Source organism: Streptomyces sp. HUAS MG56 (assembly GCF_058673395.1).
Genome location: NZ_CM178722.1, coordinates 5,128,771 through 5,143,040 on the forward strand (window position 1 = coordinate 5,128,771; position 14,270 = coordinate 5,143,040).

General features: G+C 70.8%; 14 protein-coding genes and 1 tRNA gene. 5 read left to right on the forward strand and 10 right to left on the reverse strand.

What is annotated here, in order from left to right:
- Window positions 1–21: 21 nt before the first annotated feature.
- Window positions 22–95 (reverse strand) — tRNA-Thr (locus tag AC4OXY_RS24220).
- Between the two features lie 220 nt (window positions 96–315).
- On the opposite strand from AC4OXY_RS24220, the gene AC4OXY_RS24225 reads away from it, so the two are divergent.
- The 3 genes from AC4OXY_RS24225 to AC4OXY_RS24235 all read left to right on the forward strand — a co-directional run bounded on the left by AC4OXY_RS24225 (window position 316) and on the right by AC4OXY_RS24235 (window position 2,927).
- Window positions 316–1,452, forward strand: coding sequence for an ABC transporter ATP-binding protein (locus tag AC4OXY_RS24225; RefSeq protein WP_356020337.1), 1,137 nt, complete (start codon window positions 316–318; stop codon window positions 1,450–1,452).
- A 209-nt stretch (window positions 1,453–1,661) separates the two neighbouring features.
- Window positions 1,662–2,132: a hypothetical protein gene (locus tag AC4OXY_RS24230; protein WP_356020339.1), complete on the forward strand. Its 471-nt coding sequence runs from the start codon at window positions 1,662–1,664 to the stop codon at window positions 2,130–2,132.
- 63 nt (window positions 2,133–2,195) lie between these two features.
- Window positions 2,196–2,927: a nucleotidyltransferase family protein gene (locus AC4OXY_RS24235; protein WP_356020342.1), complete on the forward strand. Its 732-nt coding sequence runs from the start codon at window positions 2,196–2,198 to the stop codon at window positions 2,925–2,927.
- Window positions 2,928–3,014: 87 nt separating this feature from the next.
- On the opposite strand, the gene AC4OXY_RS24240 is transcribed toward AC4OXY_RS24235, so the two are convergent.
- From AC4OXY_RS24240 to AC4OXY_RS24270, 7 genes are all read right to left on the reverse strand, one after another.
- Entirely contained in the window at window positions 3,015–4,733 is a 1,719-nt protein-coding gene (locus AC4OXY_RS24240) for a DoxX family protein (RefSeq protein WP_491991064.1), read from the reverse strand.
- Window positions 4,734–4,861: 128 nt separating this feature from the next.
- On the reverse strand, window positions 4,862–5,803 hold the full coding sequence (gene rlmB / locus AC4OXY_RS24245; protein WP_402062585.1) for a 23S rRNA (guanosine(2251)-2'-O)-methyltransferase RlmB: 942 nt from the start codon (window positions 5,801–5,803) through the stop codon (window positions 4,862–4,864).
- Between the two features lie 128 nt (window positions 5,804–5,931).
- Window positions 5,932–7,329 carry a cysteine--tRNA ligase gene (cysS, locus tag AC4OXY_RS24250; RefSeq protein WP_356020349.1) on the reverse strand — a complete coding sequence of 466 codons (1,398 nt, stop codon included), beginning with the start codon at window positions 7,327–7,329 and terminating at the stop codon, window positions 5,932–5,934.
- Between the two features lie 45 nt (window positions 7,330–7,374).
- Window positions 7,375–7,779, reverse strand: a complete 405-nt coding sequence (locus AC4OXY_RS24255) for a PPOX class F420-dependent oxidoreductase (protein WP_356020350.1) — start codon at window positions 7,777–7,779, stop codon at window positions 7,375–7,377.
- An 88-nt stretch (window positions 7,780–7,867) separates the two neighbouring features.
- Window positions 7,868–8,371, reverse strand: a complete 504-nt coding sequence (ispF, locus tag AC4OXY_RS24260) for a 2-C-methyl-D-erythritol 2,4-cyclodiphosphate synthase (protein WP_356020353.1) — start codon at window positions 8,369–8,371, stop codon at window positions 7,868–7,870.
- On the reverse strand, window positions 8,361–9,113 hold the full coding sequence (gene ispD, locus AC4OXY_RS24265) for a 2-C-methyl-D-erythritol 4-phosphate cytidylyltransferase (RefSeq protein ID WP_356020355.1): 753 nt from the start codon (window positions 9,111–9,113) through the stop codon (window positions 8,361–8,363). The genes ispF and ispD overlap by 11 nt, the downstream gene beginning before the upstream one ends.
- A gap of 333 nt (window positions 9,114–9,446) precedes the next feature.
- On the reverse strand, window positions 9,447–9,929 hold the full coding sequence (locus AC4OXY_RS24270) for a CarD family transcriptional regulator (RefSeq protein WP_003953493.1): 483 nt from the start codon (window positions 9,927–9,929) through the stop codon (window positions 9,447–9,449).
- 673 nt (window positions 9,930–10,602) lie between these two features.
- On the opposite strand from AC4OXY_RS24270, the gene AC4OXY_RS24275 reads away from it, so the two are divergent.
- Window positions 10,603–11,289, forward strand: a complete 687-nt coding sequence (locus AC4OXY_RS24275) for a DUF461 domain-containing protein (protein WP_362816879.1) — start codon at window positions 10,603–10,605, stop codon at window positions 11,287–11,289.
- A gap of 114 nt (window positions 11,290–11,403) precedes the next feature.
- Here the strand turns inward: AC4OXY_RS24275 and phoP are convergent, their stop codons facing one another.
- Window positions 11,404–12,075, reverse strand: coding sequence for a two-component system response regulator PhoP (gene phoP / locus AC4OXY_RS24280; protein ID WP_466437636.1), 672 nt, complete (start codon window positions 12,073–12,075; stop codon window positions 11,404–11,406).
- 5 nt (window positions 12,076–12,080) lie between these two features.
- Window positions 12,081–13,340 (reverse strand): two-component system sensor histidine kinase PhoR, encoded by a 1,260-nt coding sequence (gene phoR, locus AC4OXY_RS24285; RefSeq protein ID WP_356020360.1) that lies wholly within the window; start codon window positions 13,338–13,340, stop codon window positions 12,081–12,083.
- Window positions 13,341–13,519: 179 nt separating this feature from the next.
- Here phoR and phoU point away from each other — a divergent pair, with 179 nt between their 5' ends.
- A complete protein-coding gene (gene phoU / locus AC4OXY_RS24290) occupies window positions 13,520–14,209 on the forward strand; it encodes a phosphate signaling complex protein PhoU (RefSeq protein WP_356020362.1) in 690 nt (229 codons plus the stop codon).
- Window positions 14,210–14,270 lie beyond the last annotated feature (61 nt).

The following is a 14,270-nucleotide window of genomic DNA, read 5'->3' on the forward strand; positions in this document are numbered from 1 at the left end:
AGGTGGAGCCGGTAGAGCCAGAGCCCCCTGTCGGATTCGAACCGACGACCTTCGCTTTACAAGAGCGGCGCTCTGACCAGCTGAGCTAAGGAGGCGTGCGCATGGGCGCCCGTGCAGTGTACCCATCTCCGCGCCGGGTCCTGTCGAAAATTTCCGCGAAGTTCACCGTCGCCCGGGTACTGACAGACCGAGTGAACGCCAGGTACCGTCCTGATCCAGTTCACCCGCGTGGACCACACCGCGTGGACTGCACCCACCACCTTCCTACAACGGATCGTCCGGCACGTTCCTGCCGGTAGAAGGGGGCCCCTCACCATGGCCACAGTCACGTTCGACAAGGCGACCCGGATCTACCCGGGTTCCACCAAGCCCGCCGTCGACGGTCTCGACATCGCGATCGAGGACGGCGAGTTCCTCGTCCTGGTCGGCCCGTCCGGTTGCGGAAAGTCCACCTCCCTGCGGATGCTCGCGGGCCTGGAGGACGTCAACGGCGGCGCCATCCGCATCGGTGACCGCGACGTCACCCACCTGCCGCCCAAGGACCGGGACATCGCCATGGTGTTCCAGAACTACGCCCTGTACCCGCACATGACCGTCGCCGACAACATGGGCTTCGCGCTCAAGATCGCCGGCGTCAACAAGGCGGAGATCCGGCAGAAGGTCGAGGAGGCCGCCAAGATCCTCGACCTCACCGAGTACCTCGACCGCAAGCCGAAGGCCCTCTCCGGCGGTCAGCGCCAGCGTGTCGCGATGGGCCGCGCGATCGTCCGTGAGCCGCAGGTCTTCCTCATGGACGAGCCGCTGTCCAACCTGGACGCCAAGCTCCGCGTCTCGACCCGTACGCAGATCGCGTCCCTGCAGCGCCGTCTCGGCATCACCACCGTCTACGTCACCCACGACCAGGTCGAGGCCATGACGATGGGTGACCGCGTGGCGGTCCTCAAGGACGGCCTGCTCCAGCAGGTCGACTCGCCGCGCAACATGTACGACAAGCCCGCGAACCTCTTCGTCGCCGGCTTCATCGGCTCCCCCGCCATGAACCTGATCGAGGTCCCGGTCACCGACGGCGGCGTGAAGTTCGGCAACAGCGTCGTCCCCGTCAACCGCGAGGCCCTGACGGCCGCCACCGACAAGGGCGACCGCACGGTGACCGTCGGCGTCCGGCCCGAGCACTTCGACGTGGTCGAACTGGGCGGGGGCGCGGCCGCGTCCCTCTCCAAGGACAGCGCGGACGCCCCGGCCGGTCTCGCCGTCTCGGTGAACGTGGTCGAGGAGCTGGGCGCCGACGGCTACGTCTACGGCACCGCCGAGGTCGGCGACGAGGTCAAGGACCTGGTGGTCCGGGTCAACGGCCGCCAGGTGCCGGAGAAGGGCTCCACGCTGCACGTCGTGCCGCGGCCGGGCGAGATCCACGTGTTCTCCACGTCGACGGGCGAGCGCCTCTCCGACTGAGCTGGGCGTTTGCGCCGGAGTTGACGAATGGGGCCCCGCGGAGTGCCGCGGGGCCCCATTCGCGTCGTATGCACCGCCGGAAATACCCCGGCACAGCGATCATTTCGGGTGAGCGGCGTCAACCGCATACCCAGAAAAAGGCACGGCCTCATCCCCCGTAAGAGTGACTCAATGTCGCCAAATCATTACCGGGCGCTACCCTCACACGCGTGAAGCACTCCACCAACCCTCAGACGCGACGCGGCCACCGGGGCGGCCCTGCCCGCCACATCGGCCGCACTCTCGCCCTCGTCCTGCCCGTCGTCCTGGTGCTCTCCGGGACCCTCGCGGTCACGCGGGTCAACTGGACCGGGAGCCCCCGCAGCTCGGTGCTGGCCGCCTCGGACGTCTCCCCGGCGGAGGTTTCCCCCGCGTCCGCCGAGAAGGCTCCCGAGACCCCGCAGGACGCGCTCCGTGACCGGCTGATCAGCGAGCTCCAGGACAAGAACCCGGGGGTGGTCCTCACCCACCTCCAGCAGGCCGTCAACGACCACCCGTCGCTGGCCAAGCACTGCTCGTCCATCGCCCGCGCCCTCGGCCAGGCCGCCGCGCGCATCTACGGCGCCTCGCACGCCCAGTCCTACGCCCGCCCGGTGTGCGACACGTCGTTCGCCTCGGGCGTGCTCGCCGCGCACAGCTGAGCCGGAGCCCGGGCCCGCGTCGTTGTCGGCCGGCCCGGGCGGAGCGCCACGTACAGTGCGGGCATGACCCATCCCAACGCCGCGTCGCGCCCCACCCAAGCCGTGGTCCTGGCCGGTGGCCAGGGCTCCCGGCTGCGTCCGTACACCGACGACCGGCCCAAGCCGATGGTCGAGATCCCCGGCACGGGCACTCCGATCATCGGCCATCAGCTGTCCTGGCTCGCCGAGGAAGGCGTCACGGACGTGGTGGTCTCCTGCGGCCACCTCGCCGAAGTCCTGCAGAAGTGGCTGGACTCCGCCGACCTGCCGGTCTCCGTCACCACCGTCGTGGAGACCGAGCCCCTCGGCCGCGGCGGCGGCCTCAAGTACGCCGCCGCGCACCTCCCCCGCCCCGACCGGCCGTGGTACGCCACCAACGGCGACATCTGGACCCGCTTCTCCCTGCGGGACATGGCCGACTTCCACACCGAGCGGGACGCCACGGCCACCCTGGCCCTGGCCCGTCCCCGTATCCCGTGGGGCGCGGTGCGGACCGACGGGTTCGGGCACATCACCGACTTCATCGAGGCGCCGCCGTCGACGTTCGAGATCAACGCCGGCGTGTACGTCTTCTCGCCCGAGTTCGCCGGGATGCTCCCGGAGCGGGGCGACCATGAGCGGACCACGTTCCCCCGGCTGGCCCGGGAAGAGCGGCTCTTCGGATTCCCCATCCCGCAGGGGGCCTACTGGCGGGCCATCGACACCGCCAAGGACCTGACGGAGGCCGCCAAGGAGCTGGCGGCTCTGGGCCGTTGACGGCAAAGGGCCCCGCATCGTCATGATGCGGGGCCCTTGCCTTTCGCGCGCCTTTCGCTGCGCCGACGACCGGCTACCGGCTGCCGGTTAGCCCAACAAGCCGCCCACCAGGCCCGGTTGGCCGGAGGACGACGTGCCGCCGGAGCTGCCCGAGCCGCCCGAGGACGTCGGGCCGCCGGTCGCCGTACCGCCCGTGCTGGTCGGGCCCGCGGTGGTGCTCGGGGTGCCGCCCGTCGGGGAGGAGTGGTGACGCGGGAGCTGGCCCGAGGTGCCCTGGGTCTCGCTGGGCACCGTCGTACCGGCCGCGCTGCGCGTGGCGCCCGGGGTCGTCGCCGCGCCGGAGGGGCTCGCACCGCCCCTGGGGGGCGTGGAGGCCGACGGGGTGGTGCTGTGCCGCCGGCCCGGCTCCTGCGGGAGCGGGGAGCCCGGGAGGTTGTTGCGGGGGGCCTCGCCGGGGCCGGGGACGACCACGCGGCTGGAGTCGCGTACGGCGCCGCCCAGCAGGGAGCCGACGAGCAGGGTGAGACCGGCCGTGACGGCCGTGATCAGGGCGCCGCGGCGCAGAACGTAGCGGCGCAGCTCCCAGATGTCGGAGCGGGGGCCGAGGCGGCGCCAGGCACCGGCCGCGAGCCGGCCGTCCACGGAGTAGACGGGCGCACCGGCGATGATCAGCGGCGACCAGGCGGCGAGGTAGATGATGTCGGGCGCGTCGTAGGCGGGGACCGTCTTCCAGCTGACCGTGACGATCAGGGCGGCGGAGAGCAGGGCACCGACGACCGCGGCCACGCGCTGCCAGCAGCCGAGGATCGTCAGGACGCCCACGACCACCTGGAGGAAGGCGATGACCAGGCCGGAGCCGACCGGGTGGTGCAGGGCGAACTGGCGCAGCGGCTCGGCCACGTCCCACGGGTGCAGGGTGTTGAGCCACTTGACCATGGAGCCGCGCTTGCCGCCGTCGAAGTAGACGGGGTCGCACAGCTTGCCCATGCCGGCGTAGATGGAGATGAAGCCGAGGAAGATGCGCAGCGGGAGCAGGACGACGCCGAGGTTCATCCGGCGGCCCGGGTAGTAGGCGTGCCGGGCGAGGTCTTCGCCCTGGCGCCGCACGGGGCGCGCGAGGTCGTCGAGGGCGCGGTCCCGGCGGCCCGGGTGATCCGCGTACTCGTCGTAACCGTCGTGGTCGTCGTAGCCGCCGTAGCCGTCGTAGCCGTGGGGGCGTCCGAAGTCGGCTTCCTGGTACGGGGGTTCGTCGTAGGCGCCGCCGGCCGTGCCCATGTGGGGCAGCAGGCGGGTGCCGTCGGCGTCCGGGGCGGTGCGCTGGTGGCCCACGACCGGGGTCTCGACCGTCTGGTCCAGCGCGTCGTAGCCGTCGTCGTAGCCGGTGCCGACGCGCGGGATGACCTGGGTGGCGCCGCCCTCCGGCTCCTCGGTCTGGCGGACGCTGCCCCGCACGGCCTGGAGGAGCCGGTGGGCGCCGGTGTCGTCGGGGGCGGACTTGCCGCTCCACACGACGGGGCGGCGGCGGCCGACGGCGCCCGCCCGGCCCTCGGGGCTCATGGCGGGCATCCCGGCGGTGTGATGGGCGGCACTCAGATGCCGGGCGATCCGCGGGGATTGGGTCCGCTTCGCCGACGCGCTCAGCTGCACGCGGAAGCTGGCGTGATTGACGATGACCTGCGCCGGATCGCTCGGCACCTTCACCATGCTCAGCGCGGGAGCGTCTTCGGGACCGGACGAGAATCCGGACTTGAATCCCGACGAGCGGTCCCCCGTGGGTGTGCGGGGTGTTCTGGTGTCCACACTCATCTAACCGAGTGACGTGGAGTTAGGACACGTCTTTGACCGGTCGGATGTGTCCGGACCCCGTCAAAGGGGCCCGGAGCACTGCAGGAACACCGGAATCAACCCGAACAGGTGAGAATTCGGACGGCCGTTCAGGCCCGCCTGCGCGCCGCCTCGTACAGCACGATTCCCGCCGCCACACCGGCGTTCAGCGACTCGGCGCCGCCCGGCATCGGAATGCGGACGCGGAAGTCGCAGGTCTCGCCGACCAGGCGGGACAGGCCCCTGCCCTCGCTGCCGACCACGATGACGACCGGGCCGTCCAGGGCCGCCAGCTCGCCGAGCTCGACCTCGCCGTCCGCCGCCAGGCCGACGACCGCGACGCCGGCCTTCTTGTACTGCTCCAGGGTGCGGGTCAGGTTGGTGGCGCGGGCGACCGGGGTACGGGCCGCCGTACCGGCGGAGGTCTTCCAGGCGCCGGCGGTCATGCCGGCCGAGCGGCGCTCGGGCACGACGACGCCGTGGCCGCCGAAGGCGGAGACGGAGCGGACGACCGCGCCCAGGTTGCGCGGGTCGGTGACCCCGTCGAGCGCGACGACCAGCGGGTCCTCGCCCCCGTCGGCCGCCGCGTCGAGCAGGTCCTCGGGGTGCGCGTACTCGTACGGCGGGACCTGGAGGACGAGGCCCTGGTGGTTGAGGCCGTTCGTCATGCGGTCCAGCTCGGGGCGCGGGGCCTCCATCAGGTTGATGCCACCGCGCTCGGCGGCGAGCTGGAGGGCCTCGCGGACACGCTCGTCGTTGTCGATGAACTGCTGGACGTAGAGGGTGGTGGCGGGCACGCCCTCGCGCAGCGCCTCGACGACCGGGTTACGGCCGACGACCATCTCGGACGCCGACTTGCCGCCGCGGCCCCGGGCCACGGGACGGCGCGCGGCCTGCTTCGCCTTGGCGGTGGCGATGCGGTTCTTCTTGTGCCCCTTGCGCATCTCGGCGGGCGGGGTCGGGCCCTTGCCCTCCAGGCCCCGGCGCCGCTGGCCGCCACTGCCGACCTGCGCGCCCTTCTTGCCGGACATGCGGCGGTTGTTCGCGGCCATGAGTCACTCGTCTCCGTGAGCTTCGTACGTACGTCTTCTGTGTCTGCGTCGTCCGCGTCCTGTGCGTCCGCGTCCTGTGCAGTGTGCCGCCCGCAAGGCCGGGCGGCACAGTCGATCTTCGGGTTCGGCTAGGCCTTGAGGGTCCAGCGGGGGCCCTGGGCGCTGTCCTCGACGGCGAGGCCGGACTGGGTGAGCTGGTCGCGGATGGCGTCGGCGGTCGCCCAGTCCTTGCGGGCGCGGGCGGCCTCGCGCTGGTCCAGGACCAGGCGGACGAGGCTGTCGACCACGCCGTGCAGGTCCTCGCTCCGGTCGGACTCGCCCGCCCAGTGCTCGTCGAGCGGGTCGAGGCCGAGGACGCCGAGCATGGCCCGCACCTCGGCGAGCCGGGCCACGGCCGCTTCCTTGTCGTCGGCGGCCAGCGCGCTGTTGCCCTGCCGGACCGTGGTGTGCACGATCGCCAGGGCCTGCGGGACGCCCAGGTCGTCGTCCATCGCCTCGGCGAAGGCCGGCGGGACCTCGGCGGCCGGCTCGACGGTCTTGCCGGCCAGCTCGGTGACCCGCTGCACGAAGCCCTCGATCCGCGCGAACGCCGACTCGGCCTCGCGCAGCGACTCCTCGCTGTACTCGATCATCGAGCGGTAGTGCGGGGTGCCCAGGTAGTAGCGCAGCACGACGGGCCGCCACTGCCTGACCATCTCGGACACCAGCACGCTGTTGCCCAGCGACTTGGACATCTTGTCGCCGGCCAGGGTGACCCAGGCGTTGTGCACCCAGTACCGGGCGAACTCGTCGCCGTACGCCTTGGCCTGGGCGATCTCGTTCTCGTGGTGCGGGAAGATCAGGTCCAGGCCGCCGCCGTGGATGTCGAAGGCGGAGCCCAGGTACTTGTGGGCCATCGCCGAGCACTCCAGGTGCCAGCCCGGACGGCCCGCGCCCCACGGCGTCGGCCAGGTCGGCTCGCCCGGCTTGGCCGCCTTCCACATGGCGAAGTCGCGCGGGTCGCGCTTGCCGGTCTCGCCCTCGCCGGACGGCTGGAGCAGGTTGTCGAGCTCCTGGCGCGACAGGGCCAGGTACTGCGGGAAGGAGCGCACGTCGAAGTAGACGTTGCCGTCCGCCGCGTAGGCGTGCCCGCGCTCGATGAGGCGCTGCATCATCTCGACCATCTCGGTGATGTGGCCGGTGGCGCGCGGCTCGTAGGTCGGCGGGAGGCAGCCGAGGGCGGTGTAGCCCTCGTCGAAGGCGCGCTCGTTCTCGTAGCCGATCGACCACCACGGGCGGCCCTGCTCACGGGACTTCGCGATGATCTTGTCGTCGATGTCCGTGACGTTGCGGACGAACGTCACGTCATAGCCGCGGTAGGTGAACCAGCGGCGCATGATGTCGAAGTTGAGCCCCGACCGGATGTGCCCGATGTGGGGGGCCGCCTGCACGGTGGCGCCACACAGGTAGATCGAGACACAACCCGGCTCGAGCGGGGTGAAGTCACGGATCTGCCGGGCGCTGGTGTCGTACAGGCGAATGGTCACCACTCCAGGGTAGTGGGCGCGGCGTGGTGCCCGGTGCCGCACGGCTCAGAACATCCCCACGACCTTCTCCGGGGTGATCCTGACGATCACGCGGTCGGCGTCGTTGACGGAGTCGGGGTTGAACTCCGCGTATTTCTTGCCGGTGTACTTCAGTGACAGTTCGTCGATCAGCTCCCTGGCGCCCTGCACGGCGAACTCCGCGGTACCGCGGATCTCGGCGTAGACGTACGGCATCTCGGGATCCTGGACGACGACGCTCACCCGGGGGTCGCGGTCGAGGTTCTTCTTCTTGCGGCGGTCGACGGTCGTGGAGAACAGGACCTGGTCGCCGTCCCGCTTCACCCACACCGGGGACAGCTGGGGCCGGCCGTCGGGCTGGATCGTGCCGACCACGATGAAGACGGGACCGTCGAGCACGGACTTGAGCCGGTCGGGCAGGGTGGCGGGCATGGGTGCCTCCTAGGGTCGGCGGTGACTCTCCGGATACCCTCGCACGCTCTCCGTCCACCCGCACCACGACCGACGGCCGCCGCCGGCCTCAGCCCGTACGGACCACCAGTGCCGTCGCGATCGCCATCAGCCCCTCGTCGCGGCCGGGGAAGCCGAGGCCGTCCGTCGTCGCGCCGGAGACGGAGACGGGGGCGCCGGCCGCCTCGGAGAGGACCTTCTGGGCCTCGGTGCGCCGCTTTCCGATCTTCGGACGGGGGCCGATCACCTGGACGGCGATGTTGCCGATGGTGAAGCCCCCCGCGCGGACGATCCGGGCCGCCTCGGCGAGGAGGGTCACCCCGGGGGCACCGGACCACTCGGGGCGCCCGGTGCCGAAGTGCTGTCCCAGGTCACCGAGCCCGGCGGCGGAGAAGAGGGCGTTGCAGGCGGCGTGGGCGACGACGTCCGCGTCCGAGTGCCCGGCCAGGCCCGGCCCCTCGCCCTCCCACTTCAGGCCCGCGCACCACAGCTCGCGGCCCTCCTCGAAGGCGTGGATGTCGGTGCCGATGCCGACCTGGGGCAGGGGCAGCACGAAGCCGGCCTCAGAAGCCATCGTTCAGCCTCCTGCGGGCCAGGACCGCCTCGGCGAGGACCAGGTCGAGGGGGCGGGTGACCTTGAAGGCCTCCTCGTGACCGGGGACGGTCACGACCCGCAGCCCGAGCTGCTCGACCATGCTCGCGTCGTCCGTCACGTCGTCGGTGACGGTCTCGTGCGCCCGGACCAGGGTCGTACGGTCGAAGCCCTGCGGCGTCTGGACGGCGCGCAGGCGGGCGCGCTCCGGGGTGGCGACGACCGGCTCGGGGGCGCCGGCCTCGGCGGCGGGCTCGACCTCCTTGACGGTGTCGGCCAGCGGCAGCGCGGGGACGACGGCGGGTGCGCCCGCGCCGACGGCCTCGATGACCGCGTCGACGGTGTCGACCGGCACGAGCGGGCGGGCCGCGTCGTGCACGAGGACGACGCCGTACTCGGGGGGCAGGGCGTCCAGGCCCCGCTTGACCGATTCCTGGCGGGTGTCGCCGCCGGGGACCACCAGGAAGTCGGTCCTCTCGGGCAGCGCGTGCGCGTCGAGCAGGGACTTGACCTCTTCGGTGCCGTCGGACGGGGCGACGACGATCACGAGGGAGACACGGCGGGACGCGGCGAGCGCGCGGACCGCGTGGATGAGCATGGGCGTGCCGTTCAGCGCGCGCAGCGCCTTGGGGGCGCCCGGACCGAGGCGTACGCCCCGGCCGGCGGCGGGAATCACGGCTGCGACGGGGGTCTGCGCAGGTGAGGGGCGCGATTCGTCAGACATCGGTTCCTGTCAGGTTTGTGTGCTCGACCTAGGTGGGTATGGCCTGGAGGAGTGCCGGGCGCGCTGCCTTGACCGGACCCTTCCGTGACCCTGGTCGAGGCCGACTGCCCGGGCCCGGCACATCAAAATATCGGGGGTCTTTCCGGTCAGAAAGTCGCCCGACCGACGCGCGGATACGAAGCGAATACGAACATGCCGCAGCGCCCGGCGACGGGATCCGACAGGGTCAGTGTCGAATCCGTGTCATCGGGCACCGCGGCATTTCACTGTGCGCATTTCATTGTGCAGAGTGTGCTGCGCGAACCGGCAGCGAGAGATCGCCGCCGTGGCGCATCAGGAGGCGAGCACCTCGTCGAGCAGAGCCTCGGCCTTGTCCTCGTTCGTGTTCTCCGCGAGGGCCAGCTCACTCACCAGGATCTGGCGGGCCTTGGCGAGCATGCGCTTCTCACCGGCGGACAGTCCGCGCTCGCGCTCACGACGCCACAGGTCACGCACGACTTCCGCGACCTTGATGACATCGCCGGAGGCGAGCTTCTCCAGGTTTGCCTTGTAGCGACGGGACCAGTTCGTGGGCTCCTCGGCGTACGGCGCGCGCAGCACCTCGAAGACCCGGTCCAGCCCGTCCTGACCGACCACATCACGCACGCCCACGAACTCAGCATTGTCCGCTGGCACACGTACCGTCAGGTCACCCTGGGCGACCTTCAGCACCAAGTAGGTCTTGTCCACGCCTTTGATCTGGCGAGTTTCGATGGCCTCGATCAGCGCGGCCCCGTGATGGGGATAGACCACGGTGTCGCCAACCTTGAACGTCATGTGACAGGTACCCCTTCCGTGGCTATCCAGGGTAACACGGATACGGCGTCTTCTGAATGGCGTTTTCGCAGGTCAGGGCATATCTCGGGGCTTGACAACAGCAACAGGAACGTGCTTCGAGAGGCCTGCGCAAGCGGGTATTCGCAGGTCGGAGGGGCTCTTCGGGCGGGGTGAAACACGTGCGTCACACACTCCGAGCACCCTCTCCGGGTGGCTTAACATCCCGATTTGTCCTGTTCCAAGCGTACGACTTCCGCTACTCCGTTCGGTGCGTACAGGCGGATCCGGAGGGCGATCCGGAGGCGGCCGCGACGAGAATCCGGAATTGATCAACGACCGCCCGAGGGGTGCTCGGTGATCAATTCCGGGACGGTCGCCGAGCGGTCATCGAGAGAGCTTCAAGACCGCCTCCGAGAGGGCCCGCATTCCTTCACGGAAATTTTGCGCGCGGTTATGTGAATGGCGGACGAGCACTCGGCAAAGTCGCGGAAGAGGCGCCTGTGCCCGCAGCGACGAGGCCGCGGGCGGTACCCCCAGCCGGAGGCAAGCGGGACGCTAGGGGAGGGTCGGGTGCGGCGGCGCCGGAACGGCTCGGTAACCTAAGGCCGCTGACAGACACTTAGGGTGGCTTTATAAGGGGAGCCGCCCGCGCGTTCAAGGAGTTGCCGCCGCCGTGAGCAGCAGCCTTCGACGCGGCGCCCTCGCCGCCTCCGCCATCGTCTTCTCGATCGCCTCGCTCGCCGCATGCGGCGCCGGCAACGGCTCGCAGACCCTGGAGATCAAGCCGGACAACGCTGCCACCAAGGTCGGCAACATCAAGGTCCAGAACGCGCTGATCATCACTCAGCCCGATCTTCAGTCGACCGGGCCGGCCGTCATCTCCGCGACCCTCTTCAACCAGGGCGTCTCGGACGAGACCCTCCAGTCGGTCGCCATCCCGGGCACCAGCGGCACGGTCAAGCTGACCGCCGCCAAGGGCCAGAGCCTCACCGTCCCGGCGCACGGCTCCCTGATCATCGGTGGTCAGGGCAACGCCTCCGCGGAGGTGCCGGGCGGCCGTACGGCGGTCCAGGACGGCAACGTCCAGAAGGTCACCTTCACCTTCAGCACGACCGGTGCCGTGAGCCTCAGCGCCTTCGTGGTCCCGGCCACCAGCTACTTCGACAAGTGGGGCCCGAGCACGATCCCGTCCGCCCCGGCGACCCCCACGGGTGCCCCGGGCGCCCCGGGCGCCTCGGCCTCCACCAGCGGCAAGCCGGAGAAGGGCAAGGGCAAGGGCGGCAAGGCGACCCCGTCGTCCTCCGCGAGCACCCACGCCACCCCGAGCGACTCGGCGTCCCAGTCGGTCGCCGGCCACTGAGCACCGCGCCACGCACGAAGGGCGGCACCCCTGCCGGGGGTGCCGCCCTTCGTCGTGCACGGGGAAGGCCGTACACGGGGAGGACCGTACGACCGATGGGGCCGAGCCGGCGGTTTACGGCTCGAACTTGTAGCCCAGGCCGCGGACCGTCACCAGGTAGCGCGGGGCGCCCGGGTCCGGCTCGATCTTGGCGCGCAGACGCTTGACGTGGACATCGAGGGTCTTGGTGTCGCCCACGTAGTCGGCGCCCCAGACGCGGTCGATCAGCTGCATGCGGGTCAGGACGCGGCCGGCGTTGCGGAGCAGCATCTCCAGGAGGTCGAACTCCTTGAGCGGAAGGTCGACCTTGGAGCCGGCCACCGTCACCACGTGGCGGTCGACGTCCATGCGGACCGGGCCCGCCTCCAGCGCGGCCGGGGTGACCTCCTCCGGCTCGCCACGGCGGCGGAGCACCGCACGGATGCGGGCGACCAGCTCGCGGGACGAGAAGGGCTTGGTGACGTAGTCGTCGGCTCCTATTTCGAGGCCCACGACCTTGTCGATCTCGCTGTCCTTGGCGGTCACCATGATCACCGGGACGTTGGAGCGGCCGCGCAGCTGACGGCACACCTCCGTACCGGGCAGGCCCGGCAGCATCAGGTCGAGGAGGACGAGGTCGGCGCCGTTGCGCTCGAACTCGTCGAGTCCGTCGGGCCCGGTGGCCGCCACAGCGACCTCGAAGCCCTCCTTGCGGAGCATGTACGACAGGGCGTCGGAGAAGGACTCCTCGTCCTCGACGACGAGCACTCGGGTCACGGAAGGACCTCCGGGGCGGGAAGCGGTTCGTACGGGGATGATTCGGTGGAGCCGCCGGCCTCGTCATCGAGGTCGGGGTCCGGGTGCTGACCGGCACGATCACGGGCCACGCCCGCCTCCGGCAGTCTCAGGGTGAACGTGGAGCCCTGGCCTTCGGCGCTCCAGACCGTGACCTCCCCGCCGTGCGAGGCGGCCACGTGCTTCACGATCGCGAGACCCAGACCGGTGCCTCCGGTCGCCCGGGAGCGGGCGGGGTCGACGCGGTAGAAGCGCTCGAAGATGCGGTCCTTGTCCTTGTCGGAGATGCCGATGCCCTGGTCCGTGACGGCGAGTTCGATCATGTCGCCACCGGGTGCGGAGACCCGGCGGGCGGCTATGCCGACGCGGGTGCGGGCCGGGGAGTAGTTCACGGCGTTCTCGACGAGGTTGCCGAGGGCGGCGGCCAGCTGGCCGCGGTTGCCCCAGACGTGCAGGTCGGCGGTGCCGCCCGCGGCCATCGTGATCTGTTTCGTACCCGCCTGGTGGCGGCAGCGGTCGACGGCCTCGGCGACGAGTTCGTCCACACGGACGGGCTCGGCGTCCTCCAGCGGATCGTCGTTCTGCACGCGGGACAGGTCGATGAGCTCCTGGACCAGGTTGGTCAGCCGGGTCGCCTCGATCTGCATGCGGCCCGCGAAGCGCTGCACGGCCTCGGGGTCGTCGGAGGCGTCCATGACCGCCTCCGAGAGGAGGGACAGCGCGCCGACGGGCGTCTTCAGCTCATGGCTGACGTTCGCCACGAAGTCACGCCGGACCGCCTCGATCCGGCGGGCCTCGGTCAGGTCCTCGACCAGCAGCAGGACCAGACGAGAGCCGAGCGGGGCCACGCGCGCGGAGACGGCGAGGGCCTCGCCGCGTCCGGTGCCGCGCCGGGGCAGGTCCAGCTCGACCTGGCGTATCTCGCCGTCACGTCTCGTGTCCCTCGCCATCTGGAGCATGGGCTCCACGGCGAGCTTGCCGCCGCGCACCAGCCCGAGGGCGTACGCGGCGGAGCTGGCCTTGACGACGGCGTCGGCCTCGTCGAGGACGACGGCCGAGGAGCGGAGCACGGACAGCACGGTGTCCACGCCGGGCGGGAGTACGGGATCGGTGTGCAAGGAAGTCCTGGTCGGTCGCTTCTGGTCGCGTTCGCTCCAGCGGAACGCCAGCATGGCGATGACGCCGGTGAGCACCCCGGCGATCGCTGCCGCTGCGGCGACCGCCGCGTTCACGTCCATGCATCCAGGTTAAGCAGGGCGTACGACATACCCACAGCCGTCCAAGGGCGACCTCGAACACTCGTCGCCCAGAGTTCACCTTGGAGCCAGTGTTGGTTCACTTGAGATGGCGGAAACGGACGCGTGCGGACCGGAACGTGGGAGCGTGGGACCAAGCACACCTATGAGAGGGAACCCTGATGCGGGACGCGTACCACGAGGAACTTGACTCGATCGGCGATGGTCTGGTGGAGATGGCCCGGCTGGTCGGGTCGGCGATCGGGCGCGCCACGACGGCCATCCTGGACGCCGACCTGAAGCTCGCCGAGAGCGTCATCGAGGCGGACCAGAAGGTCGACGAGCTCCAGCACGACCTGGAGGCCCGGGCGATAGCCCTGCTGGCGCGGCAGCAGCCGGTGGCGACCGACCTGCGCATCGTCGTCACGTCGCTCCGCATGTCCGCCGACCTGGAGCGCTCCGGCGACCTCGCCCAGCACGTGGCGAAGCTGACCCGGCTGCGCTTCCCCGAGCGCGCGGTCCCGAACGACCTGCACGCCACGATCCTGGAGATGGGCCAGCTCGCGCAGCGCCTGATGGCGAAGGCGGCCGAGGTGATCATCACGAAGGACGTCGACCTCGCGCTCCAGCTGGAGCAGGACGACGACGAGATGGACCTGCTGCACCGCACGCTCTTCCAGCACCTGATCGACGAGCGCTGGAAGCACGGCATCGAGACGGCGGTGGACGTCACCCTGCTGGGCCGCTACTACGAGCGCTACGCCGACCACGCCGTGGCCGTCGCCAAGCGCGTGGTCTACCTGGTCACGGGCGAGCACGCGGACGAGCTCCAGCCGGACATCCAGCCGGTGACGGGCGTCGAGGGCGCCTGACCGGGGCCCTCCGGGGCTTGCGGGGGTGACCGGCGGGAGCGTGCGAGCGCCACTGTGCGCC

Bases quoted from the DNA above. Each gene is read 5' to 3' on its own strand.
- AC4OXY_RS24225 (WP_356020337.1), top strand. From the start codon at position 316: ATGGCCACAGTCACGTTCGACAAGGCGACCCGGATCTACCCGGGTTCC.
- AC4OXY_RS24240 (WP_491991064.1), bottom strand. From the start codon at position 4,733: ATGAGTGTGGACACCAGAACACCCCGCACACCCACGGGGGACCGCTCG.
- phoU (WP_356020362.1), top strand. From the start codon at position 13,520: ATGCGGGACGCGTACCACGAGGAACTTGACTCGATCGGCGATGGTCTG.
- phoR (WP_356020360.1), bottom strand. From the start codon at position 13,340: ATGGACGTGAACGCGGCGGTCGCCGCAGCGGCAGCGATCGCCGGGGTG.
- rlmB (WP_402062585.1), bottom strand. From the start codon at position 5,803: ATGGCCGCGAACAACCGCCGCATGTCCGGCAAGAAGGGCGCGCAGGTC.
- ispF (WP_356020353.1), bottom strand. From the start codon at position 8,371: ATGGCTTCTGAGGCCGGCTTCGTGCTGCCCCTGCCCCAGGTCGGCATC.
- AC4OXY_RS24255 (WP_356020350.1), bottom strand. From the start codon at position 7,779: ATGCCCGCCACCCTGCCCGACCGGCTCAAGTCCGTGCTCGACGGTCCC.
- AC4OXY_RS24270 (WP_003953493.1), bottom strand. From the start codon at position 9,929: ATGACGTTCAAGGTTGGCGACACCGTGGTCTATCCCCATCACGGGGCC.
- ispD (WP_356020355.1), bottom strand. From the start codon at position 9,113: ATGTCTGACGAATCGCGCCCCTCACCTGCGCAGACCCCCGTCGCAGCC.
- AC4OXY_RS24235 (WP_356020342.1), top strand. From the start codon at position 2,196: ATGACCCATCCCAACGCCGCGTCGCGCCCCACCCAAGCCGTGGTCCTG.